Origin of the sequence: Paracoccus sp. MBLB3053 (assembly GCF_031822435.1) — a bacterium.
GTDB lineage: Bacteria > Pseudomonadota > Alphaproteobacteria > Rhodobacterales > Rhodobacteraceae > Paracoccus > Paracoccus aurantius.
The window spans coordinates 506,685-530,082 of the sequence record NZ_JAVQLW010000001.1 but is presented as its reverse complement, the minus strand read 5'-3'; the positions used below and the strand labels follow the sequence as shown (position 1 = coordinate 530,082).

The 23,398-nt window shown below is 65.0% G+C and carries 22 protein-coding genes; 13 read left to right on the top strand and 9 right to left on the bottom strand.

Annotation, left to right across the window (positions count from 1 at the left end):
- Nucleotides 1-30 precede the first annotated feature (30 nt).
- Nucleotides 31-906 (bottom strand): 4-hydroxy-tetrahydrodipicolinate synthase, encoded by an 876-nt coding sequence (gene dapA / locus RGQ15_RS02625; RefSeq protein ID WP_311158662.1) that lies wholly within the window; start codon nucleotides 904-906, stop codon nucleotides 31-33.
- A gap of 106 nt (nucleotides 907-1,012) precedes the next feature.
- Between dapA and RGQ15_RS02620 the strand changes: the two genes are divergently transcribed.
- Nucleotides 1,013-3,190, top strand: coding sequence for a lytic transglycosylase domain-containing protein (locus RGQ15_RS02620; RefSeq protein ID WP_311158661.1), 2,178 nt, complete (start codon nucleotides 1,013-1,015; stop codon nucleotides 3,188-3,190).
- Here RGQ15_RS02620 and RGQ15_RS02615 read toward each other — a convergent pair.
- From RGQ15_RS02615 to RGQ15_RS02600, 4 genes are all read right to left on the bottom strand, one after another.
- Nucleotides 3,138-4,103 (bottom strand): DMT family transporter, encoded by a 966-nt coding sequence (locus RGQ15_RS02615; RefSeq protein WP_311158660.1) that lies wholly within the window; start codon nucleotides 4,101-4,103, stop codon nucleotides 3,138-3,140. The genes RGQ15_RS02620 and RGQ15_RS02615 overlap by 53 nt on opposite strands.
- A gap of 59 nt (nucleotides 4,104-4,162) precedes the next feature.
- Complete coding sequence (locus RGQ15_RS02610; protein WP_311158659.1) at nucleotides 4,163-4,951, bottom strand: inositol monophosphatase family protein; 789 nt, start codon at nucleotides 4,949-4,951, stop codon at nucleotides 4,163-4,165.
- 63 nt (nucleotides 4,952-5,014) lie between these two features.
- A complete protein-coding gene (locus RGQ15_RS02605) occupies nucleotides 5,015-5,716 on the bottom strand; it encodes a GntR family transcriptional regulator (RefSeq protein WP_311158657.1) in 702 nt (233 codons plus the stop codon).
- Nucleotides 5,713-7,074, bottom strand: a complete 1,362-nt coding sequence (locus RGQ15_RS02600; RefSeq protein WP_311158656.1) for a formimidoylglutamate deiminase — start codon at nucleotides 7,072-7,074, stop codon at nucleotides 5,713-5,715. The genes RGQ15_RS02605 and RGQ15_RS02600 overlap by 4 nt, the downstream gene beginning before the upstream one ends.
- A 128-nt stretch (nucleotides 7,075-7,202) precedes the next feature.
- Between RGQ15_RS02600 and hutI the strand changes: the two genes are divergently transcribed.
- The 12 genes from hutI to RGQ15_RS02540 all read left to right on the top strand — a co-directional run bounded on the left by hutI (nucleotide 7,203) and on the right by RGQ15_RS02540 (nucleotide 19,731).
- Nucleotides 7,203-8,372 (top strand): imidazolonepropionase, encoded by a 1,170-nt coding sequence (gene hutI / locus RGQ15_RS02595; RefSeq protein ID WP_311158655.1) that lies wholly within the window; start codon nucleotides 7,203-7,205, stop codon nucleotides 8,370-8,372.
- Entirely contained in the window at nucleotides 8,365-9,906 is a 1,542-nt protein-coding gene (gene hutH / locus RGQ15_RS02590; protein WP_311158654.1) for a histidine ammonia-lyase, read from the top strand. The genes hutI and hutH overlap by 8 nt, the downstream gene beginning before the upstream one ends.
- Nucleotides 9,903-10,694 carry an N-formylglutamate deformylase gene (hutG, locus tag RGQ15_RS02585; RefSeq protein WP_311158653.1) on the top strand — a complete coding sequence of 264 codons (792 nt, stop codon included), beginning with the start codon at nucleotides 9,903-9,905 and terminating at the stop codon, nucleotides 10,692-10,694. Before hutH ends, hutG begins: the two co-directional genes overlap by 4 nt.
- A 5-nt stretch (nucleotides 10,695-10,699) precedes the next feature.
- Entirely contained in the window at nucleotides 10,700-12,364 is a 1,665-nt protein-coding gene (gene hutU / locus RGQ15_RS02580; protein WP_311158652.1) for a urocanate hydratase, read from the top strand.
- Nucleotides 12,365-12,429: 65 nt separating this feature from the next.
- Nucleotides 12,430-13,245 carry a transporter substrate-binding domain-containing protein gene (locus RGQ15_RS02575; protein WP_311158651.1) on the top strand — a complete coding sequence of 272 codons (816 nt, stop codon included), beginning with the start codon at nucleotides 12,430-12,432 and terminating at the stop codon, nucleotides 13,243-13,245.
- A 63-nt stretch (nucleotides 13,246-13,308) separates the two neighbouring features.
- On the top strand, nucleotides 13,309-13,956 hold the full coding sequence (locus RGQ15_RS02570) for an amino acid ABC transporter permease (RefSeq protein ID WP_311158650.1): 648 nt from the start codon (nucleotides 13,309-13,311) through the stop codon (nucleotides 13,954-13,956).
- Complete coding sequence (locus tag RGQ15_RS02565) at nucleotides 13,956-14,618, top strand: amino acid ABC transporter permease (protein WP_311158649.1); 663 nt, start codon at nucleotides 13,956-13,958, stop codon at nucleotides 14,616-14,618. Before RGQ15_RS02570 ends, RGQ15_RS02565 begins: the two co-directional genes overlap by 1 nt.
- A gap of 2 nt (nucleotides 14,619-14,620) precedes the next feature.
- On the top strand, nucleotides 14,621-15,391 hold the full coding sequence (locus RGQ15_RS02560) for an amino acid ABC transporter ATP-binding protein (protein WP_311158648.1): 771 nt from the start codon (nucleotides 14,621-14,623) through the stop codon (nucleotides 15,389-15,391).
- A gap of 62 nt (nucleotides 15,392-15,453) precedes the next feature.
- A complete protein-coding gene (locus RGQ15_RS02555) occupies nucleotides 15,454-16,560 on the top strand; it encodes an NADH:flavin oxidoreductase/NADH oxidase (RefSeq protein WP_311158647.1) in 1,107 nt (368 codons plus the stop codon).
- Between the two features lie 143 nt (nucleotides 16,561-16,703).
- The gene (locus tag RGQ15_RS02550) at nucleotides 16,704-17,432 is read left to right on the top strand and encodes an exopolysaccharide biosynthesis protein (protein ID WP_311158646.1); all 729 of its coding nucleotides are present in this window, start codon (nucleotides 16,704-16,706) and stop codon (nucleotides 17,430-17,432) included.
- A 35-nt stretch (nucleotides 17,433-17,467) separates the two neighbouring features.
- Nucleotides 17,468-18,745, top strand: a complete 1,278-nt coding sequence (locus tag RGQ15_RS02545) for a hemolysin family protein (RefSeq protein ID WP_311158645.1) — start codon at nucleotides 17,468-17,470, stop codon at nucleotides 18,743-18,745.
- A 44-nt stretch (nucleotides 18,746-18,789) separates the two neighbouring features.
- A complete protein-coding gene (locus RGQ15_RS02540) occupies nucleotides 18,790-19,731 on the top strand; it encodes a hydrogen peroxide-inducible genes activator (protein WP_311158644.1) in 942 nt (313 codons plus the stop codon).
- On the opposite strand, the gene RGQ15_RS02535 is transcribed toward RGQ15_RS02540, so the two are convergent.
- The 4 genes from RGQ15_RS02535 to RGQ15_RS02520 all read right to left on the bottom strand — a co-directional run bounded on the left by RGQ15_RS02535 (nucleotide 19,703) and on the right by RGQ15_RS02520 (nucleotide 23,378).
- A complete protein-coding gene (locus RGQ15_RS02535) occupies nucleotides 19,703-20,557 on the bottom strand; it encodes an energy transducer TonB family protein (RefSeq protein ID WP_311158643.1) in 855 nt (284 codons plus the stop codon). The two genes, RGQ15_RS02540 and RGQ15_RS02535, sit on opposite strands and share 29 nt — an antisense overlap.
- Entirely contained in the window at nucleotides 20,554-21,033 is a 480-nt protein-coding gene (exbD, locus tag RGQ15_RS02530) for a TonB system transport protein ExbD (protein ID WP_311158642.1), read from the bottom strand. The genes RGQ15_RS02535 and exbD overlap by 4 nt, the downstream gene beginning before the upstream one ends.
- 3 nt (nucleotides 21,034-21,036) lie before the next feature.
- Nucleotides 21,037-22,203 carry a tonB-system energizer ExbB gene (gene exbB / locus RGQ15_RS02525; RefSeq protein ID WP_311158641.1) on the bottom strand — a complete coding sequence of 389 codons (1,167 nt, stop codon included), beginning with the start codon at nucleotides 22,201-22,203 and terminating at the stop codon, nucleotides 21,037-21,039.
- A gap of 113 nt (nucleotides 22,204-22,316) precedes the next feature.
- Nucleotides 22,317-23,378, bottom strand: coding sequence for a siderophore-interacting protein (locus tag RGQ15_RS02520; RefSeq protein ID WP_311158640.1), 1,062 nt, complete (start codon nucleotides 23,376-23,378; stop codon nucleotides 22,317-22,319).
- Nucleotides 23,379-23,398: the final 20 nt, after the last annotated feature.

The following is a 23,398-nucleotide window of genomic DNA, read 5'->3' as shown; positions in this document are numbered from 1 at the left end:
TCGCGGCTCAAAGCTCCTGCGAAGATCGCCTCAGATCAGGCCGGCATGTGCCATGGCCTTGTCGATCGCGGCCATTGTCGGGGCCGTCAGGCCGACCAGCGGCAGGCGCACGCGCTCCGAGCAGAGACCCAGTTTCGACATGGCGTATTTGGCGCCCGCGACGCCGGGTTCAAGGAAGATGGCGACATGCAGCGGCATCAGCTTGTCCTGGAATTCCAGCGCCTTTGCGTAATCGCCGGCCAAGGTGGCTTCCTGGAACTGCGCACAGAGCTTCGGCGCGACATTCGCCGTGACCGAGATGCAGCCCACGCCGCCATGGGCGTTGAAGCCAAGCGCAGTCGCATCCTCGCCCGAAAGCTGGACGAAATCGGCGCCGCAGGTCGCGCGCTGCATCGAGACGCGCTCAAGCTTGCCGGTCGCGTCCTTGACCCCGATGATGCGTGAAAGCTTCGCCAGTTCGCCCATGGTTTCGGGCGACATGTCGATGACCGAGCGGCCTGGGATGTTGTAGATGATGATCGGCAGGTCCGAGGCATCGTGCAGCGCGGCATAATGCGCGATCAGCCCTGCCTGCGTTGGCTTGTTGTAATAGGGGGTGACGACCAGCGCGGCATCGGCGCCGGCTTCCTGGGCATGCTGGATCAGCCCGATCCCTTCGCGGGTCGAGTTCGAACCCGCGCCCGCGATGACCGGGATGCGACCGGCGACGAGGCGGACGACCTCTTCCACGACCTTGCGATGTTCGTCATGGCTCAGGGTGGGGCTTTCGCCGGTGGTGCCGACGGGAACTAGCCCGTGGCTGCCTTCCGAGATATGCCACTCGACCAGCTTCTCGAGCGCAGGGAGATCCAGCTCCCCGTCGGGGGTGAATGGCGTAACCAGCGCGGGCAGAGAGCCTTTGAACATGACGGTATCCTGAGTTTGATTTCCGCTTGGCCTTACATCCGGGCGCGTCGATTGCCAAGGATGTGAGTTGCGCGCGCGCGCGCGAGCCCGCAGAAAGGAACCCATGATGTATCCTTTGCGCGACAGGATTCTGCGCTGGTCGCTGGCTGCGTGCCTGGCGGCCTTTCCGTTGTCGGCTGCGGCCGAGGACGCGGCTGCGATTGCGCGCGCCCTTGCCGCCGTTGGTGCGCGCGATTGGGTCGATGCCGCGGATCATGCAGAAAGCTCGGGTCCGATGGCCTCGGCCCTGGTGGATTGGCACCGATTGCGTGCCGGGCAAGGACGCTGGCCGGAGTATCTGGAGTTTGCGCGCAAGCACCGGGACTGGCCGGGGATGGCGCTGCTTTACCGCCGGGGCGATGCGCTGCTGCGCACGGACCTGCCTGCCGCCGAGATCATCGACTGGTTCGGCGAGCGGCGGCCGGATACGCTGATCGGGGCCAAGGCGCTGATCACTGCGCTGGCCAGTACCGACCCTGCAGCGGCCAAGGCCGAAATGGCGCGCTTCTGGACGAACCAGGCGCTGTCCGAAGATGACAGCGCGAATTTTGTCGCCATTTACGGCGCCGACCTCATCGACATTCACGACGCACGTCTGGCCAAGCTGCTGGATCTGGGTGAATGGCAATCGGCCAAGGCTGTCCTGCCGCTTGCGAGCGATGACGCACAGGGCGTCGGACGCGCGCGGATCGCCCTTCAGTCGCGCCAGGAGGGAGTGGACGCACTGATCCTCGCCCTGCCGGAAGCTCTTCGAAACGATGCCGGGCTGGCGATGGATCGCTTTCTGTGGCGCATCGCGGCGAAGCTGCCTGAACCGGCCCGCGACCTGATGCTTGAGCGTTCCACCAGCGCCGAGGCGCTGCGCGACCCGGCGATCTGGGCCGACAAGCGCGCCGACTTTGCCCGTGCCGCGATGCGCGAGGGCGACTGGCCCTTGGCCGAGAAGCTGGCGGCAGGCAATTTCCTGCACGAAGGCGGCGAGGATTTCATCGATCTGGAATGGCTTGCGGGCTATGCCGCCTTGAAACAAGGGGCGAGCGATCGCGCGCTGATCCATTTCCAGCGTCTCGAGGCCGGTGTCAGCAGTCCGATTTCCCTGTCACGGGCCCTGTACTGGCAGGGTCGTGCGCATGAGGTCGCGGGGGAAACGGAGGCCGCAGGAAAGGCCTTTCGGCATTCCGCAACCTGGCAGACGGCCTATTATGGACAGCTTTCCGCCGAGAAGCTGCGTCAGCCCATGCAACCCGATCTGGCGGTTGCCGGGCGCGCCGAAGAGACCCTCCCGGAATGGCGAGGCAGTGCCCTGCGGTATAATCAGGTGTGGCAGGCAGGGGCCTGGCTTCTTGCGGCAGGAGACGCCGATCTGGCGGCCCGCTTCTTCCTTCACTTGGCCGAAACTGCAGAACCCGAAGATATCGGGAGAATGGCGCGGTTGATGCTCGAAGTCGGGCGGCCTTGGAACGCGCTGCGCCTTGCCAAGGCCGCGGCGGCCAAGGGCGTCATCTACCCCGCCGCCTATTTTCCGCTGACGGGTCTCGAGACCAAGCCTTTGGGGCTGCCTTCCGAGCTCGTGATGTCGATCGCCCGACGGGAAAGCGAATTCAACCATGGCGTTTCGTCCCATGCCGGGGCGCTGGGGCTGATGCAGGTCATGCCCGGCACGGCAAGGGACATGGCGCGAAAGATCGGCGAGCCCTATGATCAGCCGCGGCTGACGCAGGATGCGACCTATAATGCACGCCTGGGCGCGGCCTATCTGCAGGGCCTGCGCGATCGGTTCGGGCCCTCGATCGCGCTGGTCAGCGCGGGCTACAATGCCGGCCCCGGACGATCGGCCCGCTGGCTTCAGGATTTCGGCGACCTGCGCAAGACGGCCGACCCCGTGGACTGGGTCGAACTGATCCCCTTCGACGAGACGCGCAATTACGTCATGCGAGTGACCGAGGCGCTGCCCGTCTACCGCGCGCGCATCATGGGGCACCCGGCGCCGATCGTGCCGACCTATGATCTCACGGGTGGTGGGATGATGCCCTTGCCGCCGCAGCCGCCGATCAGGCTGGCCTTCTCCAGCCGTCCGCCGATGTCCGCTCGGGCGCTCGTCCATTATGCGGCAGGTGGGGTGCTGGCCGAGGTGGTCGGCGCGCCGCCGCCTATCGAAGAGGCGAACGCGGGCACCGACATCCAGCGTGGCGCTACGACCGGGCCAGGGCAGCCTTCTCTCGCTGGCGAGACCGCCACCAGGTAAACAGACCGGCTCCGACGACGATGAGGCCGCCGATTGCGACATTGGGCGCCAATGTCTCGCCAAAGATCAGCACGCCGAAGATGCTGACCCATACGAGTTGGGTGTAGGAAAAGGGCTGAAGGGCCGAAGCCTCGGCCATCTCATAGGCCTTGATGAGCATGAAATGCGCGGTCGCCGCGCAGGCGCACAGCGTGAGCAGCCAGGGAATGTCCGCCTTGGCAATCGGTTCCCAGCTGCGAATGCCGATGATGGTCATGGTGATGGCGCCGATCACCGAGGTCCAGAAGAAGCTGACGATGGCAGTGTCGTCACGCGCGACCATGCGCGTCATCAAGCCGTATACCGCGAACATGACGGCCCCCAGGAACGGCAGGGCCGCATTTGCCGAAAACACTCCACTGCCTGGCTTGAGCACGATCAGGATGCCGCAGAAACCGACAGCGACAGCCAGCCAGCGGCGCCAGCCGACCTTTTCACCCAGCACGGGGCCGGACAGGATCGATATCAACAGCGGGTAGCAGGCGAAGATCGCATGGGTATTGATCAGCCCCAGGCGCACGAACGCCTCGATGGTGACGACGATTTCCAGGGCAAGGATCACGCCCCGTGCGATTTGCAGCCAGGGTCGCTTGCTGCGCATCGCCATGCGAAGCCCGTTCGGCTGGCGCAGGCAGATCGCGACCACGAACAGCGTGAAGAACCAGTATCGCACCATCGTGATGAAGACAGGCGAATAGGTCGCGCCGAGGTGGCGCGAAATCCCGTCTTGTGTCGCGAAGATGAAGGACGCGCCACAGATCAGCATGATCGCGCTGCCCTGTCGGTCGACAAGGGGTTCTGCCTGGGGTGGCGGAACCGCAGGAGGTTGTGCTGGCGGGGCCATCAGTGGCCCCGTCTGGCTGTTATCGGTCATGACGGGCTTTCCTCTGGTATGGAAGCCTTGCTCCCGCCCCGAGGAAAGGTCAACGGCTCTTAGTCGCGGCTACGGATGATTTCCGCGAAGGGCTCGAAGAGCTGCGCATTGCCCGCGATGATCGAGCCCGATTCGACCGGATTTTCTTCGGAGCGAATCGATTCGACGAACCCGCCTGCCTCTTTCACCAGCAGGATGCCGGCCGCGACATCCCACGAATTGATCCCGCGTTCCCAGTAGCCATCGAATCGGCCCGATGCGACATAGGCCAGATCGAGAGAGGCGGCGCCCCAGCGACGCACGCCCGCAGTCACCGGCATCAGCCGGCTCAGGTCGCGGATCGTGGCGGGCAAGGTGCCACGGCCGCCGAACGGGACGCCGGTCGCGAAGATCGATTCGATCATCTGGCGGCGGCCCGAGACGCGGATGCGGCGGTCGTTCAGGAAGGCTCCGTCGCCCTTTTCGGCGGTATACATCTCGTCCTTGGCAGCATCGTAGACTACGGCCGCAACGATTTCGCCCTTGTGTTCCAGCGCGATGCTGATCGCCCAATGGGGCAGGCCGTGCAGGAAGTTCGTGGTGCCGTCAAGCGGGTCCACGATCCAGCGACGGGTCGGGTCCTCGCCGGCTTCCTCGCCGGTTTCCTCGCCGATCCAGCCGTAATTCGGGCGGGCGCCGCGCAGTTCTTCCTTGATGATGCGCTCTGCCTCGCGGTCGGCGCGGCTGACGAAATCGCCCGCGCCCTTGACGCTGACCTGAAGGTTCTCGACTTCGCGGAAGTCCTTGACGAGGCTGCGGCCCGCCTTGCGCGCGGCCTTGATCATGATGTTGAGATTGGCGCTGGCCATGGCTTTACCTTTTATGGGATTGGCAAGCCTATTAGACAAACGCCTGCAAAAAGTGAAGCCGGACTAGGGAATGGCCCTCATGCAGTAGCCGGGATGAAACGCAAGGCGAACCGAGGTGATCGCGCCCTGATCGTTCCATGTCGTCCGTTGCAGGATCAGCAAAGCCGTTCCCTGTCGCGTTTCCAGCAGCCGGGCATCGCGCGCATTGGCATTTTCGGCGGAAAAGGCGATGTCTCCCCGCGACCAGGGAAAGTTGCGCACGAGCCACTCATTCGGATTGATGCGCTGGAAATCCACGTCCTCCGCGCCCGGAGCGGCGATCGGGTTGATCCAGCGATCCTCGACCTGAAATGGCTTTTCGTCCCCGTAATGGACGGTGCGCAGATGGATCATCATCTGGTCCCGTGCAAGGTCCATCCGAGCGGCGATATCGGCGGGGGCGGCGCTGCGGTTCTGGGCAATGATGCGGTGGCTATAGGCCATGCCGGCACCCTCGATCTGTTCGCGCACGATCGGGATGGTCAGCGTGGCCTTGCGTGCCGGGTTCACCGTCACATGGGTTCCCGCTCTGCGCTTGCGTTCCAGAAGCCCTTCTTCGGCGAGCAATTGCAGGGCCTTGTTCACCGTCGCGCGGGCCACGCCGAACTCGATCGCGAGTTCGGCCTCGTCCGGAATGCGGTCGCCCTGCCGCCACTCGCGGTCCACGATTCGGCGGCGTACCTCGGTGACGATGGATTGGGCCTTGCTGGCGGATCTTTCGGTCACATGCGCTCCTGCACGCGGGAAATTGTCGCGAGGTAATCCGCAATGATCCGGTCCCCCGCGACATGACGGCCTTCACGAACGACATGGCGACCCGCCGACCAGACATCGCGGACCAGTCCGTCATGCCCGGCAAAGATCAGGCTGTCGAGCATCCGGTCACCGTCACGTCCGAACATCACCGGGTTCTGCAGGTCCACCGCGCAAAGGTCGGCCCATAGCCCCGATGCAATCGCCCCGGTTTCGCGCCCCGCCGCGCTTGCGCCGCCCTCCAGCCCTGCCTCGTAGATCACGCGGCCCGTCGAACGCGCGGGCTCGGCCAGGATCGCCCGACCCCGGTCGCGCAGGCGCTGGCTGTATTCCAGCGTGCGCAACTCTTCGACCAGCGAGATGCGCACGTTGCTGTCCGAGCCGAAGCCCAGGCGTCCGCCCGCCTCGGCCCAGATCGTGCCGTTGAAGATGCCGTCGCCAAGGGACGATTCGGTGATCGGGCAAAGGCCTGCGACGGTGCCTGTGGCGGCGAGGCGACGGGTCTCGTCTTCGGTCATGTGGGTCAGGTGGATCAGCGTCCAGCGACTGTCCGGCGCGAAATTGTCGAGCAGCCATTCGACCGGTCGGCGGCCATAGGCGGCGCTGATTTCCTCGATTTCCGGGATCTGCTCGGCCAGGTGCATGTGCAGTGGCCGCGTTGGGCGAAGGTCAACGCACATCTGCAAACCCTCGGGCGAGACGGCGCGCAGCGAGTGAGGGGCGATGCCGATACCGCTATCGCCGTCCAGGTGTGCCAGCGTGCCCTCGGCCGCTTCCAGCAGCTTCTGGAACTCCTCGGGCGTGGTGCCGAAGCGGTCCTGCCCGCGGATCAACGCGCGACGGTCAGTGCCGCCGAACTGGTAATGCACGGGCAGCAGGGTCAGGCCGATGCCAGTGTGGCTGGCTGCCGCCGCGATGCGCTCGGCCATCTCGGCGATATTGTCGTAATGCCCGCCGCCGATGCGGTGATGCAGGTAGTGGAACTCGACATTGGTGGCGTAGCCCGCCTCGAGCATCTCCATTTGCACCAGGGCGGCGATGGATTCGATGTCCTCGGGGGTCAGGTGGTCGAGAAAGCGGTACATGATCTGCCGCCAGGTCCAGAAGGTGTCGCGGGGCTCGGGACCTTTTGCCTCGCTCAGGCCCGCCATCGCACGTTGAAATGCGTGGCTGTGCAGGTTCGCCATGGCCGGGAGCAAAAGTCCGACCCGCTGCCCGGCGGCGGAGGCACCGGGTTCGACCGATTGGATGCGGCCCTGGTCCAGCGTGACCAATACATTTTCCGCCCAGCCTTCGGGCAACAAGGCCCGCTCTGCCCAGATCTGAACCATTCGGCTGCCCTTCTTTCCGTCAAAATAAGTTTAGACATAGAGTTCGATTAAGTTTAGACATAGAACGACAAGGAAATCAATCGGGGGCATCGGCGATGCTGCTTCTTACCCAGGGAAAATTCTCCAGAATGGATGCGCAATCAGGTGGTTATGGCCTGATCGAGCAAGGTGCTCTGGTTGTCGAGGGTGACCGAATCGTTTGGGTCGGGGAAGAGGAGCAGCTGCCAGAACGTTATGCCGATCTGCCGCGTCATGATCTGGGCGGAAGGCTGGTCACGCCAGGCCTGATCGACTGCCACACCCATGTCGTCTTCGGCGGCGACCGAGCCCGCGAATTCGAGATGCGCCTTGAAGGCGCCAGCTACGAAGAGATCGCCCTTGCCGGCGGCGGCATCCTGTCCTCGGTCCGTGCCACCCGCGAGGCGGATGAGGCCGCGCTGCTCGCCTCGGCGCTGCGCCGCGTCGACACGCTGCTCGCCGAGGGCGTCACCACGCTGGAAATCAAGTCGGGCTATGGCCTCGACCTCGAAAGCGAGCTCAAGATGCTGCGCGTTGCGCGTCGCATCGGAGCGATCCGTCCCGTCACGATCCGCACCACATGGCTCGCCGCCCATGCCCTGCCGCCGGAATACAAGGAGGACCGCGCGGGCTATATCCGCGACGTCGTCATCGCGGGGATGGAGGCAGGCCATGCCGAAGGCCTGATCGACGCCGTCGACGGCTTCTGCGAGGGCATCGCCTTCTCGCGCGAGGAAATGGCGCAGATCTTCGAACATGCCGCGCGCTTCGGCCTGCCGGTCAAGCTGCATGCCGAGCAGCTCTCGGACCTGCATGGCGCGGAAATGGCGGCGCAGCATGGCGCGATGTCGGTCGATCACCTCGAATGGCTGGGCCAGGACGGGATCGACGCGATGGCGGCATCGGGGACCGTGGCGGTCCTGCTGCCCGGAGCCTTCTACACCCTGCGCGAGACGAAATACCCGCCGGTCCAGGCGCTGCGCGATGCCGGCGTGCCGATCGCGCTGGCCACGGACTGCAATCCCGGAACCTCGCCGCTGACCTCGATCCTGCTCACCATGAACATGGGGGCGACGCTGTTTCGGATGACGCCTGCGGAATGCCTGACCGGCGTGACCCGCCATGCCGCGACGGCCTTGGGTCTGGCGGATCGCGGCCAGATCGCCCCCGGAATGCGCGCCGACCTGGCCGTCTGGGACATCGAGCATCCTGCCGAGCTGACCTATCGCATCGGCTTCAACCCCCTTCATGCCCGCTTTGTCGGAGGCGAACTTGTCTGAACTTATCCTTATTCCCGGTGAAACCACGCTCGCGCAGCTTGAAAGCGTCTGGCGCGAGGGTCATGCGGTGCGCCTTGCCGACAGCGCGCGGCCCGGCATTGCCGCCTCGGCCGCCCGCATCGCCGCCGCCGCAAGCGGCGACGTCCCGGTCTATGGCGTGAATACCGGCTTCGGGAAGCTCGCCTCGATCAAGATCAAGTCCGAGGACACCGCGACCCTGCAGCGCAACCTGATCCTGTCGCATTGCTGCGGCGTGGGCGAGCCGGTCGAGCCGGAAACCACCCGCTTGCTGATGGTGCTGAAGCTTCTGTCGCTGGGCCGCGGCGCCTCGGGCGTGCGCCCCGAGGTCATCGCGCTGATCGAGGACATGCTGGCCAAGGGCGTGCTGCCGGTGATCCCGTCGCAGGGCTCGGTCGGTGCTTCGGGCGATCTTGCGCCGCTCGCCCATATGGCCGCCGCCATGCTGGGCGAGGGCCGCGCGACCTTTGAGGGCCGCGAGATGTCGGGCGCCGAGGCGCTGGCCGCCGCCGGCTTGACCCCGGTTGTCCTGGCCGCGAAAGAGGGTCTCGCGCTCATCAACGGCACGCAGGCCTCGACCGCCTTCGCGCTGGCGGGCCTTTTCGACGCCTTTGCCGCGGCCCGCGCCGCGCTTGTCACCTCGTCGCTCTCGACCGATGCGATCATGGGCTCGACCGCGCCCTTCTTCGAAGAGATCCACACGCTGCGGGGCCATCGCGGCCAGATCCTGTCGGCTCGCGTCATCCGCGGGTTGATGGACGGCTCGGAGATCCGCGAAAGCCACCGCGAGGGCGACACCCGCGTCCAGGATCCCTATTGCATCCGCTGCCAGCCGCAGGTGACCGGCGCCTGCATCGACCTGCTCTGGCAGGCCGCCCGCACGCTGGAAATCGAATCCAACGCCGCGACCGACAACCCCCTGGTGCTGGTCGGTGCGGATCAGATCGTCTCGGGCGGGAATTTTCATGCCGAGCCGGTGGCCTTCGCCGCCGACCAGATCGCGCTGGCGATTTCCGAGATCGGCGCGATCTCGCAGCGCCGCATCGCGCTGATGGTGGACCCGACACTCAGCCATGACCTGCCACCCTTCCTGACCCCCGATCCGGGCCTGAATTCTGGCCTGATGATCGCCGAGGTCACCAGTGCCGCGCTGATGAGCGAAAACAAGCATCTGGCGAATCCCTGTTCGACCGACTCGACGCCGACCAGCGCCAATCAGGAAGACCATGTGTCGATGGCCGCGCATGGCGCGCGCCGGTTGAAGCGCATGAACGAGAACCTCGCGCATATCATCGGGATCGAGGCGCTCTGCGCCAGCGCCGGCGTCGAGTTCCGCGCGCCGCTGAAGACCTCGGCCGCGCTGCAATCGGTGATCGCGACGCTGCGCCAAACCATTCCGGCGCTGGCGCAGGACCGCTACATGGCCCCCGACCTGAGCGAATCCGCCCGCCTCGTCCGCGAGGGCGTGCTGACCGGCGCGGTCGCGCCCGAGCTGCTGGCCGAGGTGCGTCCGTGACCCCGGTCGAGATCGTCCGGGGCGACAGCCCGGTCATCCTGGGCCTGCCCCATACCGGGACCTGGCTGCCCGACAAGATCCGCGCGCGGCTGAACCCGCGCGGGCAGGTTCTGGCCGATACCGACTGGCATATCGAGCGCCTTTACGACGGCTTGCTGCCCGGCGCGACGACGGTGCGGGCGACGTTTCACCGCTATGTCATCGACGCCAATCGCGGCCCGGATGACGCAAGCCTTTATCCCGGCCAGAACACCACCGGCCTTGTGCCACTGACCGATTTCGACGGTGAGCCGATCTGGACCGAGGAACCGACCGAGGCCGAGATCGCCGACCGCAAGGCGCGCTTCCACGCGCCCTATCACGCGGCTTTGGCCGCGGAAATCGAGCGGGTGCGGGCGAAACATGGCGTGGCGATCCTGTATGACTGCCACTCGATCCGCAGCCATATCCCGTTCCTGTTCGAAGGCACGCTTCCCGATTTCAACATTGGCACGAATAGCGGGCGCTCCTGCGCGCCGGCCATCGAGGCCGCCACGCATGAGGTCGCAGCCGCGACGGGCCGGACCTATGTGCTGAACGGGCGCTTCAAGGGCGGCTGGACCACCCGCCATTACGGCGAGCCCGGCGCGGGCGTCCACGCCATCCAGATGGAGTTGGCGCAATCGACCCATCTTTCGACCGAAACCCCGCCCTTCGCCTATGACGAGGCCAAGGCGGAGGCGCTGCGCGTCACCCTGAAAGACATTCTGAGCAAACTTGCGGCGCTGGCCGCCGAACTGAAGGCATGAAGCAGATGGACAATCCCCGTCACAACACCCGCGACATCTTTCCCGCCACCGGCACCGAGATCACCGCGAAAAGCTGGCTGACCGAGGCGCCGATGCGGATGCTGATGAACAACCTGCATCCCGATGTCGCCGAGAACCCGCATGAGCTGGTGGTCTATGGCGGCATCGGCCGCGCCGCCCGCACCTGGAAGGATTTCGACCTTATCGTCGAGTCGCTGCGCAATCTGGAGGATGACGAGACTCTGATGGTGCAGTCGGGCAAGCCGGTCGGCGTCTTCAAGACCCACAAGGACGCGCCGCGCGTGCTGATCGCCAACTCGAACCTGGTGCCGCATTGGGCGAACTGGGACCATTTCAACGAGCTGGATAAGAAGGGCCTGGCCATGTACGGCCAGATGACCGCGGGCTCGTGGATCTATATCGGCACGCAGGGCATCGTTCAGGGCACCTATGAAACCTTCGTCGAGGCGGGTCGCCAGCATTACGGCGGCAACCTCAAGGGCAAATGGGTCCTGACCGGCGGCCTTGGCGGCATGGGCGGCGCTCAGCCTTTGGCGGCCGTCATGGCGGGCGCTTGCTGTCTGGCGGTCGAATGCGACGAGACCCGCGCCGATTTCCGCCTGCGCACCCGCTATGTCGATGAAAAGACCCATGACCTCGACGAGGCGCTCGAGATGATCGACCGCTGGACCAAGGCCGGCGAGGCGAAATCCGTGGCGCTCATCGGCAACGCCGCCGAGGTCTTCCCGGAACTGGTCAAGCGGGGCGTCCGCCCGGATATCGTCACCGACCAGACCTCGGCGCATGACCCGGTCCATGGCTACCTGCCGATCGGCTGGACCGTCGCGGAATGGCGCGCCAAGCAGGAAAGCGACCCGAAAGCGGTCGAGAAAGCCGCCCGCGCCTCGATGCGCGTGCAGGTCGAGGCGATGGTGGCCTTTGCCGATGCCGGCATCCCGACCGTCGATTACGGCAACAATATCCGCCAGATGGCACTGGAAGAGGGGTTCGAGCGCGCCTTCGCCTTCCCGGGCTTCGTGCCGGCCTATATCCGCCCGCTCTTCTGCAAGGGTATCGGGCCGTTCCGCTGGGCCGCGCTTTCGGGCGATCCGGAGGACATCCGCAAGACCGATGCCAAGGTCAAGGAACTGATCGACGACCCGCATCTGCATAACTGGCTGGACATGGCGCAGGAACGCATCGCCTTCCAGGGCCTGCCTGCGCGGATCTGCTGGGTCGGTCTGGGCCTGCGTCACAAGCTGGGCCTCGCCTTCAACGAGATGGTGCGAAATGGCGAGCTGAAGGCCCCTATCGTGATCGGCCGCGACCACCTCGATTCGGGCTCGGTCGCCTCGCCCAACCGCGAGACCGAGGCGATGATGGACGGCTCGGACGCCGTTTCCGACTGGCCGCTGCTGAACGCGCTGCTGAACACCGCCTCGGGCGCGACCTGGGTGTCGCTGCATCACGGCGGCGGCGTGGGCATGGGCTTCAGCCAGCATTCGGGCATGGTGATCTGCTGCGACGGCACGGAAGATGCCGATCGGCGGATCGCACGCGTGCTGTGGAATGACCCGGCGACCGGCGTGATGCGTCATGCGGATGCAGGTTACGAGATCGCAAAGGACTGCGCGCGCGAGCATGGCTTGAACTTGCCCGGCATTCTCTGATCCAAGGGGGCGACGACGCAACGTATCGCCGTCGCCCTCATCATCTGTCCAACAAGGAGAAAGACATGAGCTTCAACATGAGCCTCAAGGCTGCGCTCGTCAGCCTGATCGCGCTGGGCGCGGGGTCCGCCGCCTCGGCCGACCAACTGGCCGACATCAAGGCTGCGGGCAAGATCGTCACTGCGACGGACATGCACTACGCCCCCTTCGACATGCTGAACAACGGCACCTATGAGGGCATGACCAAGGACCTGTTCGATGAGGTCAGCAAAGAAATCGGCGCGGAACCCGTCTATCAGGATATCCCCTGGCCGGCCGAACTGCCGGGCCTTGAGGTCAAGAAGTTCGACATCATCATCGCCCCGGTGACGATCACCCCCGAGCGTCTCGAGCGCTACACCTTCACCCTGCCGATCGCCGATGCCACCGTCGCGCTGGTCAAGGCCGCCGGCAGCGAGCTGAAGGCCCCGGAAGACATCAAGGGCAAGACCGTCGGCGTCCAGCAGGGCACCGCGCAGTTCAAGCAGCTGGAAGCCTATGGCGAGAAGCTGGGCGGCATCACCATCAAGGAATACGGCACCACCGACGAGGCCTATGCCGACCTTGCCGCCGGTCGCCTCGACGCCGTCGCGGGCTCTCTGCCGAACCTGACCTATCTGGTGAAGAACCGCCCCGAAACGTTCGCCCTGTTCGAGCCGGCGAAATTCGGTGAGCCGAAATACTTTGCCTGGGCGCTTCGCAAGGAAGCCGATACCGAAACCTTCGCCGCCGCGATCAATGACGCGCTGCTGAAGATGACGGATGACGGCCGCGTCAAGGCGATCCAGGAAAAGTGGCTGGGCACCTATACCGAACTGCCGCGCGAAGTTCCTGCGAACTAAGCCTTTCGACGGGCGGGGAAGGCTGTTCCCCGCCCGTTTTCTTCAGGCCAAGACGAGACCTGCATGTTTTCCATTCCGGTTTTCCTTGAAAGTTTCGAGCCGCTCATCTGGGCGGCGCGATACACGCTGCTGATTTCGCTTCTGGGCATTGGACTGGGCCTGGTGATCGGTGCGCTGATCTGTGCAGCGCGGCTTTCACCCTATGTTGCGCTGCGTCGTTTCGCAGCGGTCTGGGTCAGCTTCCTGCGGGGCGTGCCGCTGCTCGTGCAGCTTCTGGTCTTTTACTACACCCTGCCGGTGATCGGGCTGGATGTACCGCCGCTGTTTGCGGCCGTCGTGACGGTGGGGATCTGTGCCAGCGCCTATATTTCGGAAATCTGGCGCGGTGCGATCGCCGCCCTGCCGAAGGGCCAGACCGAGGCCGCGGTTGCGATCGGGATGAACCCGCGCGACGTCTGGACCCGTGTGGTCCTGCCTCAGGCGGTCACCATGTCGCTGCCCGCGCTGATCAATGAGCTGATCCTGCTGGTCAAGGCATCATCGCTCGTCTCGGTTGTCGGCATCCTGGAAATCACCCGTGCGAGCCAGGCACAGGCCGCTACGACCTTCCGCCCGCTCGAGGTCTATATCGCTGCCGCCTGCATCTATCTGGCGATCAATCTCTGCCTCGCGGCCCTTGGGCGCTGGCTTGAAAACAGGACGGCGGTCTGATGGATTTCGGTATCTTCCAACAATATGGTCCGGCCCTGCTGAGGGGATTTGCAAACACCATCCTGTGCTGGGCGCTGGGAACCGTTTTCGGGATGGCGCTGGGGCTGCTGATCGCGCTGATCCAACGCTATGCGCCGCGCTGGGTGCGCTGGATCGTCCAGGCCTATATCGAAATCATTCGCGGCACGCCGTTTCTGGTGCAGCTTTTCGTCCTTTACTACGGTGGTCCGCTGGTCGGTCTGCGGCTGGACGCGGTGCCGGCCGGGCTTCTGGGTCTGACGATCTATGGCAGCCCCTACTTCGCCGAGATCTTCCGCTCGGGCTTCCGTGCCGTGCCGCATGGCCAGATCGAGGCTGCGCGCGCCATCGGCATGACCGAGCTTGCCATCGTGCGCCGCATCCTGCTGCCCCTGGGGCTGGTTTCATCGCTGCCCGCGCTGATCAATTTCTCGATCATCCTGACCAAGGAAACGGTGATCCTGTCCATCATCACCGTGCCCGAACTGATGTACCAGGTGAATCGCATGTCCACCGAGACCTTCCGCTTCCTTGAAGCGAACCTGGTCCTTGCGCTGTTCTTCTGGCTGCTGGTCGAAACCATCTCGCGCATTGGCCGCAGGCTTGAGGCGCGCGTCACGAAACACCTGATCGAAAGGACCTGACGATGCAGGCCTCATCCGTCGAGATCCGCAAGGTCGACAAGTTTTATGGCCCGTTTCAGGCATTGAAGGCCGTCGACCTCTCCATTCCGCCGGGCAAGGTGACCTGTCTGATCGGCCCGTCCGGTTCGGGCAAGTCCACGCTTTTGCGGTGCATCAACTTTCTCGAGGAATACGACTCGGGCGAGATCCGCATCGACGGCAAGCTGATCGGCTATGACGCGCCCGGCAAGAAAGCGCCTGGCCGAAAGCTGCGCGAGATGCGCCGTTCGATCGGCATGGTCTTCCAGCAGTTCAACCTATGGCCCCATATGACTGCCAAGGAAAACGTGGCCGAGGGTCTGATGCGCGTGCGTGGGATGTCCAAGGTCGAGGCCGGACGACGTGCCGCCGAGGCGCTGACCAAGGTCGGCCTGGCAGACAAGATGGAAAACCATCCTTCGCGGCTTTCGGGCGGTCAGCAGCAGCGCGTCGCCATTGCCCGCGCCATCGCGATGGAACCGAACCTGATGCTGTTTGACGAGCCGACTTCGGCGCTTGATCCCGAACTCGTGGGCGAGGTGCTGAACGTAATGAAGACGCTCGCCGCCGAGGGCATGACCATGGTCGTCGTGACCCACGAGATGGGCTTTGCCGCCCATGTCGCGGACCAGGTCGCCTTCATGGAAAAGGGCGAGCTTGTCGGGGTCGATACGCCGGACAAGATCCTGCATCAGCCCGAGGACCCGCGCATCCAGTCCTTCCTACGCACCTATCACGAACGCAACAGTTTCTGACCGCCCCTTGCGGCGGGGCCTTCTCGGGTTAAGTTTTCCGCGAAACACCAGCAGGAGGCCCCATGCCCCAATCCAAGCTGTTCGAGCCGATCACCATCGGTGGCTCGACCATCGCCAATCGCATCGTCATCGCGCCCATGTGCCAGTATTCGGCCGTCGACGGGAAGATGACCGACTGGCATCTGATGCATCTGGGAACGCTGGCGCAATCGGGCGCCGGGATCCTGACGATCGAGGCGACCGGCGTGGTTCCCGAAGGCCGTATCACCTATGCCGATGTCGGTCTTTGGGACGATGAAACCGAAGCGGCGATGGCACGCGTGCTCAAGGGGCTGCGCGACTGGTCCGATATGCCGATCGCGATCCAGCTTGCCCATGCCGGGCGCAAGGCGTCCTGCGCAAAGCCGTGGGATGGCGGGGGGCAGATCGCACCCGAGGATGGGAATGGCTGGCAGACCGTCTCGGCGTCGAACCTGCCCTTTGCCGCGACCGACAACCCGCCTGAGGCGCTTGATCGCGCAGGCCTCGACAGGGTTCGGGACGCCTTTGCCGAGGCGGCGCGGCGCTCGGTTCGGCTGGGAATAGACGCGATCCAGATCCATGCCGCGCATGGCTACTTGCTGCATCAGTTCCTGTCGCCCATCTCGAACAATCGCAGCGACGAATATGGCGGCAGCCTTGAAAACCGCATGCGCTTCCTGCTCGAGGTCTTCGAGGCCGTCAGGGCGGCGGTCCCAAACGGGTATCCGGTGACGGTTCGCGTCTCGGGGACGGACTGGGTCGAGGGCGGCTGGACCATCGAGGAAACCGTCGCCCTTGCCAAGGCGCTCGAGGCGCGGGGCTGCGATGCCATCCATATCTCGAGCGGCGGGCTTGATGCGGGACAGAAGATCCCGGTCGGACCGAACTATCAGGTTCCGCTGGCCCGCGCGGTCAAGCAGGCCGTGTCGATGCCCGTCGTCGCAGTCGGGCTGATCACCGAGGCGCAGCAGGCCGAAGCGATCATCGCGACGGGGGATGCCGACATGATCGCGGTGGCCCGGACCGTGCTCTACGATCCGCGCTGGCCGTGGCATGTCGCTGCCGAACTGGGGGCGAGCGTTGCCGTTGCGCCGCAATACCTTCGCTGCCAGCCATCGACCCACAAGGACCTGTTCAAGTCCGCCTGAGTCTTCATCGTGACGGCGCGCCGGGCATCCGGGGCGCCGATCACGGTTTTGGCAACGCGCTACCGTGATCGGCGGTTGTTCTTGCGCGCATATCCGGTAGATTGTGTCATCCCATCCACGGATAAGCAGCCGCCGACCCTTCGATGATCGACGACAAATCCGAAGACAGTCCCGAGCCTCCGCGAAGATGCGGGCCGGGAGGTGTCGATGACTTCACCCCCGTTTGCGGGGATGAACCTTCGCCGGATCCCGGCCCCAATCCGAACAGGCCGCGCCAAAGCCTTTCGCAGCGGCTGGCCGAACTGGCGCAGGATGATGCCCGCGAGCGCGTCGCGATGAGCGATTTGCTGGACCTGTTGCCGGGGCGGGCCCTGGCCGCGCTTATCCTGATCTTCGCCGCGCCGAACGTCGTGCCCGCTCCTCCGGGGCTTTCGGCCATACTGGGCTGGCCGCTCATCTATCTCAGCTGGCAGCAATTGACCGGGCAGCGTCCATGGCTGCCGCCGGTGATCGCGCGGCGCTCGATCTCGCATGATGTCTTCGCAGGGCTGGTCCGCCGGGTCGCCCCCGTTCTCGCCTGGCTCGAACGGCTGCTCCGTCCGCGCGTCGAGCGACTGGTCAGCCCGGCGGCCGAGAAGGTGGTCGGAGGCATCTGCCTTGTCCTTTCGGTCGTACTGCTCTTGCCGGTCCCGCTTGGAAACATGCTACCGGCATTTGCCATCAGCGTAATGATGCTGGGCCTGCTTGAGCGAGACGGATTGTGGGTCGGCATCGGGATCGCTCTGGGCATTTCATCTTTCGTGGTCGCGGTGGGGGTCGTCTATGCGATGATCAAGGCCGTGATCTTTGTCCTGTCGCGTTCTTTCGTCTGATGCGCGCCAATCCCTTCCTGAACTGAGCCCGTTACATGTGGATCGAAATCGCCATCGTTGTTCTTCTGACCCTGCTCAACGGGTTGCTTGCCATGTCCGAACTGGCAATTGTTTCGTCCCGCCCGGCGCGGTTGAAGGTTCTTGCCGATCGCGGAAATCGTGGGGCGGCAACCGCGATCGAACTGGCCGAACAACCGGGACGCTTTCTTTCCTCGGTCCAGATCGGAATTACCCTTGTCGGCGTGCTTTCGGGTGCTTTTTCTGGCGCGACGCTTGGCGCCCGGCTTGCGGCGGCGCTGCCGGGTTGGGGTGTGCCGACCTCGCTGGCCCAACCGCTGGGCATGGGGGGCGTCGTTGTCGCGATCACCTACCTGTCGCTGATCCTCGGTGAGCTGGTCCCCAAGCAGATCGCGCTGCGCTCGCCCGAAACGGTGGCCGCGCGGGTCGCGCCCCTGATGCGGGGCATATCGCGCGCTGCGGCGCCTCTGGTCTGGCTTCTCGATCGTTCCGGCAAGCTCGTGCTCGCCCTGTTGCGCCAGACCGGTGACGACAATCGAGGCATCTCGGATGAGGAAATCCGGTTGGTGATCGCCGAGGCCGAGAATGCGGGTGTCATTCATCGTGCCGAGACCGAGATGATCGCGGGGGTGATGCGGATCGCGGACCGAAGCGCACGCGGGCTGATGACCCCCCGGCGCGACATTCCGGCCATCGATCTAGGGGACGGACATGACGAGATCGCCCGCAAGTTCAAGGAAAGCCATCGGACCCGGCTTCCGGTGAGCGACGGCGATGAGGACAACCTGATCGGCGTCGTCGCCAGCGCCGATCTGATCGGGGTGAACGACCAATCCTTCGACCTGCGCGAGGCGATGAAGCCTGCGCCCATCATCCCCGAGACGATGGACGCGCCCGAAGTGATTTCCCGGCTGAGGGCTTCGCCCGGACAGATGTTGCTCGTCTATGATGAATATGGACATTTCGAAGGTGTCGTCACGCCGATGGACGTGCTCGAGGCAATCACCGGGGAGTTCTCGGGCATGGATGACGACGAACCCAAGCTGGTGCTGCGAGACGATGGCAGCCTGCTGGTCGCAGGCTGGATGCCGGTCGATGAATTCGCAGACCGACTTGCGGTGCCGCTGGACGATGACCGGGATTACTCCACCGTTGCCGGTCTGGTGCTGGACCTTGCCGGAGCGATCCCGCAGGTTGGGGACCGAGTCGAATGGGACGGCTGGCGCATCGAGGTTGTCGATCTCGACGGACGCCGCATCGACAAGCTTCTGGTGTCCCGTCCGACGCGCGGATAATAAATGAGACTTCTCATTTTTTCCGCATGTGATAATTCTGATTTATGAACTTCACGCTTCGCCAGATCACCTATTTCCTTGCGGTGGCAAGGCTTCGCAACTTTGGCCGGGCGGCAGAGGTGTCCAATGTTTCCCAGCCCGGTCTTTCCAGTCAGATTGCGCAGCTCGAGGCGCGCCTTGGCGGCGCGCTGTTCGAGCGCGGTGCAGGCGCGGGCCCGGTCCGTCTGACTGGGCTTGGGGAACGGCTTCTGCCTGTCGCACAGGAGTTGATCGACACGGCCCAACGATTGCAGGCCATAGCACGCGCCGGGCGAACCGCGCTGACAGGGAAGCTGCGACTGGCCATAATTCCGACCGTGGCTCCGTATCTCATTCCGAAGCTGATTGCCGCTCTCCGCCAGAACCACCCCATGCTGGATCTGGAACTGCACGAAGTGGCGACCGACGATCTGCTGAACGGAATCGGCAGCCATCGCTACGATGCCGGCCTGATGGCACTGCCGGTCGGAGAAGATGGGATCGTTGCCGAGCCGGTGTTGCGAGATGGCTTCCTGATCGCCCTTTCGGAAGACGACGATACGTTCCTGTCCGGCCCGGCCAAGCCCGAAAGCATCGCCGCCGAGCGGCTGTTGCTGCTGGCCGACGGGCACTGCCTGAGGGATCAGGCACTTGAGGTCTGCGGCATGCGCAGCCCGAGGCGCAAGGTCAATCTCGAGGCGGCTTCGATGGCCACATTGATGCGGATGGTATCAAGCGGGCTTGGCATGACACTGATCCCGAAGCTCGCGCTTTCGGATGAAGGTCGGGTGCAGCGTTTGCGCATCGTGCCCTTCGCACCGCCAGAACCGTCGCGGGATCTGGCAGTGGTGTGGCGCCGTAACTCCGATGCCGCAACCGATGCACGCGCCTTGGCCGAAGTGATCCGTGGACTAGCGTCCGAACTTGGCGTCGAGGCGATCAGCGCCGGATCGTCACCGGCAGCGTGACCGGTATGGCCCGTCCCGAGGGGTGGGCGGGCATGCGGGGCAGGCTGGACGCCTGCCGGGCAAGGGCCGCATCGGTTTGCGGATCTCCGGTCGATCCGGTCAACCTGCCGCGCGAAACCTGGCCATTGGCATTGATCGTGAAGGCAATGGTCACGCTGACGCCCCCGCGTTTCAGACGCGCACGCTGCATGTGCCGGTTGACGGTGGACTGCACCTTGGATTGCCAGGTCGCAACCTGACGTGCCGAGGGCTGACCGGTCTGCGCCTGGGGCGCGGCGCTGCGTTCGGCCTGCGGCGCGCGCGCCGTGGTCGTCGCCTGACGCGCCGGCTGTTCGCGCTCGGCACGCTCTTTTTTCTTTTCGACCTGCTTCGGTTCGGGCTGTTTCTCGACGCGTCTGGGCTCTGGCTCGGGTTCTCGGGGTTCGGGGCGCTGCTTCGGGCGGGCCGAGCTTTGCAACACCACCGCATCGGGTGGCGGTGGGAAAAGCGAGTTCATGTCGGGCAGCGGCTCGAGCTCGGGCAGGGGCTGGTCCATGACAAAATCCGGCGCGGGCTCGGGTTCCGGATCTGGCTCGGGTTCCGGCTCGGGTTCCGGCTCCGGCTCCGGTGCCGCCTCGGCCAGTTCGGGCGTGTCGGTCTCTTCGGGCGGGGTCGCGGCCTCGGGCAGCGGTGCCAGCTCGATGAAGATCGGATCGGGCAGGCCCGGCGGGGCTGCGGCCTGGGCGTGGTGCAAAAGCAGCAGGGCTCCGCCGAGATGCGCGCCAAGCACCAGGATCGCGGCGGATCCCCAAAGCGCGGCCGTGCGCAATCCGCCGCGCTCGTTCATGGTTGGGACGTCCCGCTTGACGCGGACGCCTCTGGCGCGGGGGCCGCGCCGCCTGCCGCGGTTGTTTCAAGGCCGACAAGTGCGATCTTCAGATAGCCGGTCTCGCGCAGGGTGTTCATCACCCCCATGAGATCGCCATAGGTCACAGCCTTGTCGGCGCGCAGGAATATCCGCTTTTCGTGGTCATTGCCGGTTGCCGCGGCCAAGGCGCTGGCAAGCCCGCCGTCCGGGATGTCGTCATTGCCGAGCGCAAGGGTCAGGTCCGGCTTGACCGTGACCCAGACAGGCTGGTCGGGACGCTGCGCCGGTGTGGCATTCGACACCGGCAGATCGACATTGACGTCCACGGTCGCAAGCGGGGCCGCGACCATGAAGATGATCAGCAAGACCAGCATGACGTCAATGAAGGGGGTGACGTTGATTTCATGGTTCTCGACCAGATCGTCGCCCTGCGTTTTGCGGATGCCGCCTGCCATGGATCAGGCCTCTCTGCTGGGGATGGCGCTGCGGAAATCGAGATCGCGGCTGACCAGCCGCCTCACTCCGGCCGAGGCATTGGCGAGCCGCAGTCGGTAGCCCGTGATGGCGCGCGCGAAGACGTTGTAGATGACCACGGCGGGGATCGCCGCGACGAGGCCGATCGCGGTTGCAAGCAAGGCTTCGGCAATGCCCGGGGCCACGACTGCAAGGTTCGTGGTCTGGGCCTCGGAAATGCCGATGAAGCTGTTCATGATGCCCCAGACCGTTCCGAAAAGCCCGACGAAGGGTGCGGTCGAACCGATTGTGGCCAGCACCCCGGTGCCACGTCCCATGCTGCGACCGGCCACGGCCTCGATGCGATCGAGATGGGATTCGACGCGTTCCTTGAGGCCGCTGTCGCCCGCGACGTCCAGGGCCGGGGCCGAGCGGTCATATTCGCTGGCTGCCGCACGGATCATCCGCGATACCGGATCGCGTCGCTTTCCGATGGCGGAAAGCGCCGCGGGCAGGCTGGAGGCCGTCTCGATCCGCCGGATACCGTTCCTGACCCGGTTCATGGCGCCGGCGAGTTCCAGGAACTTGGCGACCAGGACGGTCCAGGTGACGATCGATGCGAAGGCGAGACCCAGCATGACGCCCTTGACCACGAGGTCTGCGGCCCAGAACATGCCCATCGGCGACAGATCGTGCGGCAGGGTCGGGTCGCGTTCCTGAGGCGCAAGCGGTTCCAGTGCCTGCTGGATGATATCAGGGAAGAAGCTGTCTTCGGTGCGAGATGCCGGTTCGGCCGGAGCGGCCGGCACCGGACCAGCGCCCGGTTGCGGCTGGGCCATCTGGGTTGCGCCGGTGGCATCCGGTTCCACGGCCTGTGCGGCGTCGCTCGGGGCTGCCGGCGCTTCGGGTGCTTCGGGCGTGCCTGCAGAGGGCGCGGGTGTTGCCATGGTTTGGCTCGTCGCGTCAGGCGCTGCCGGCGCGGCGGTGTCCGTTTCCTCTGGTGCTGATGTGGCCGTGGGTTGCCCGGCACCTGACTGGGCCGGGCTGGGCTCGATCACCGTCGCCGGAGGCGCGCTGCCTGCGTCCTGTGCCCAAAGCGGTGCGGCGGTCAGCAGGACGGCAAGCGAAAGGGCAATCCCCGCGCAAAGGCGCGGCTGCGACGGTAGGCTCATGGTGATCCTTCGTATCTTCGGCATCGATCCGCAGATGCTGAGGGAGCGTCGAATCCAAAGCGCCCCGGGCCGCGGTTTTGCCGAGGTTTTAGTCATCAGGGTAAAATTGTCAACTATTCGGCCGAAGCGGGGTCCGCCGAAGGTCGGCTCCAATAAGCCGAAAGATGCGTCAGATGCGGGTCGTGTTCCGGATCTTGCAGTAAAATCCGGCGGATCGCTGCAATGCTGCCCTTCTCGGCTGCCATCCAAAGGAACGCGTCGGCCGGCGGCGGTGCCGAGGCGAGGATCGCCGGCAGCGCATCGGCGCCCTCGGGCAGATGGAAGATTTCCAGGTTTGGCGCCGATGGCATGGGATAGTCGTTTCTCCGGCCCATCAGCCAGACCGTGCCCTGCGCCTGCGGGCGCGCCTCGATGATCCGTGCGATTGCGGGGTATCCGGATTCGTCCGCGGCCAGGACCAGCTTCGCGGTCCGGGGAATTCCGCCACCACTGGGGCCGATCAGCCCGACTTCGAAGGGTCCGGCGCCATGCAAGACCCATTGGGTGACTCGGCCGCCGGAGTGAAGATAGATGTCGGTGTCCAGCCATCCTTCTGCCGCATTGATCTTGCGTATGGTGTAGACCGGGCGATGCAGCGCTTTCGCCCCGGCTGGCCAGTTGGTCTGACCATTCGCGCCGACCCGAGGCCATTCGGGGCGGCCGTCGCCCGGCGCAGGCAGCAAAAGGCGGAAATGGATCGAATCTTCGGATGCAAGCCGGGTCAGGTCTGGGGAATGAAGCCGCAATCGGACGAAATCCTCAGATATTCGCCGCGCCTGTCCCGCACGGGCAAGGCTGAAATTGGCGGGCGGTTTGCCGATGTCGGCCAAGGACGACCAGCGCATCGTCAAGGCGCGACCGGGCATGGCCGCCATGACATGATCGGTGATTGTTTCCTTCATCGCCGCCAACCACTCGGGGCGGTGCGCACGGGCGAATATCAGAACGTCCCCGCCGCGTTTCTTGGCGCCGAATTCGCCCCATTCGGTCTGGCACCATGTCGAGCGGCCATGACCGTCATGCAGATCTAGCCCATGTTCCCGCGCCTCGCTGCGCAGAAGACGGTCGAGCATGGCGAAGTCCGTATCGCGGAGGAGGACTTCGGAGTGGAATTCGGGTGGTTTGGTCCGACGCATCGCGCTTTCCCGGTTCTGCC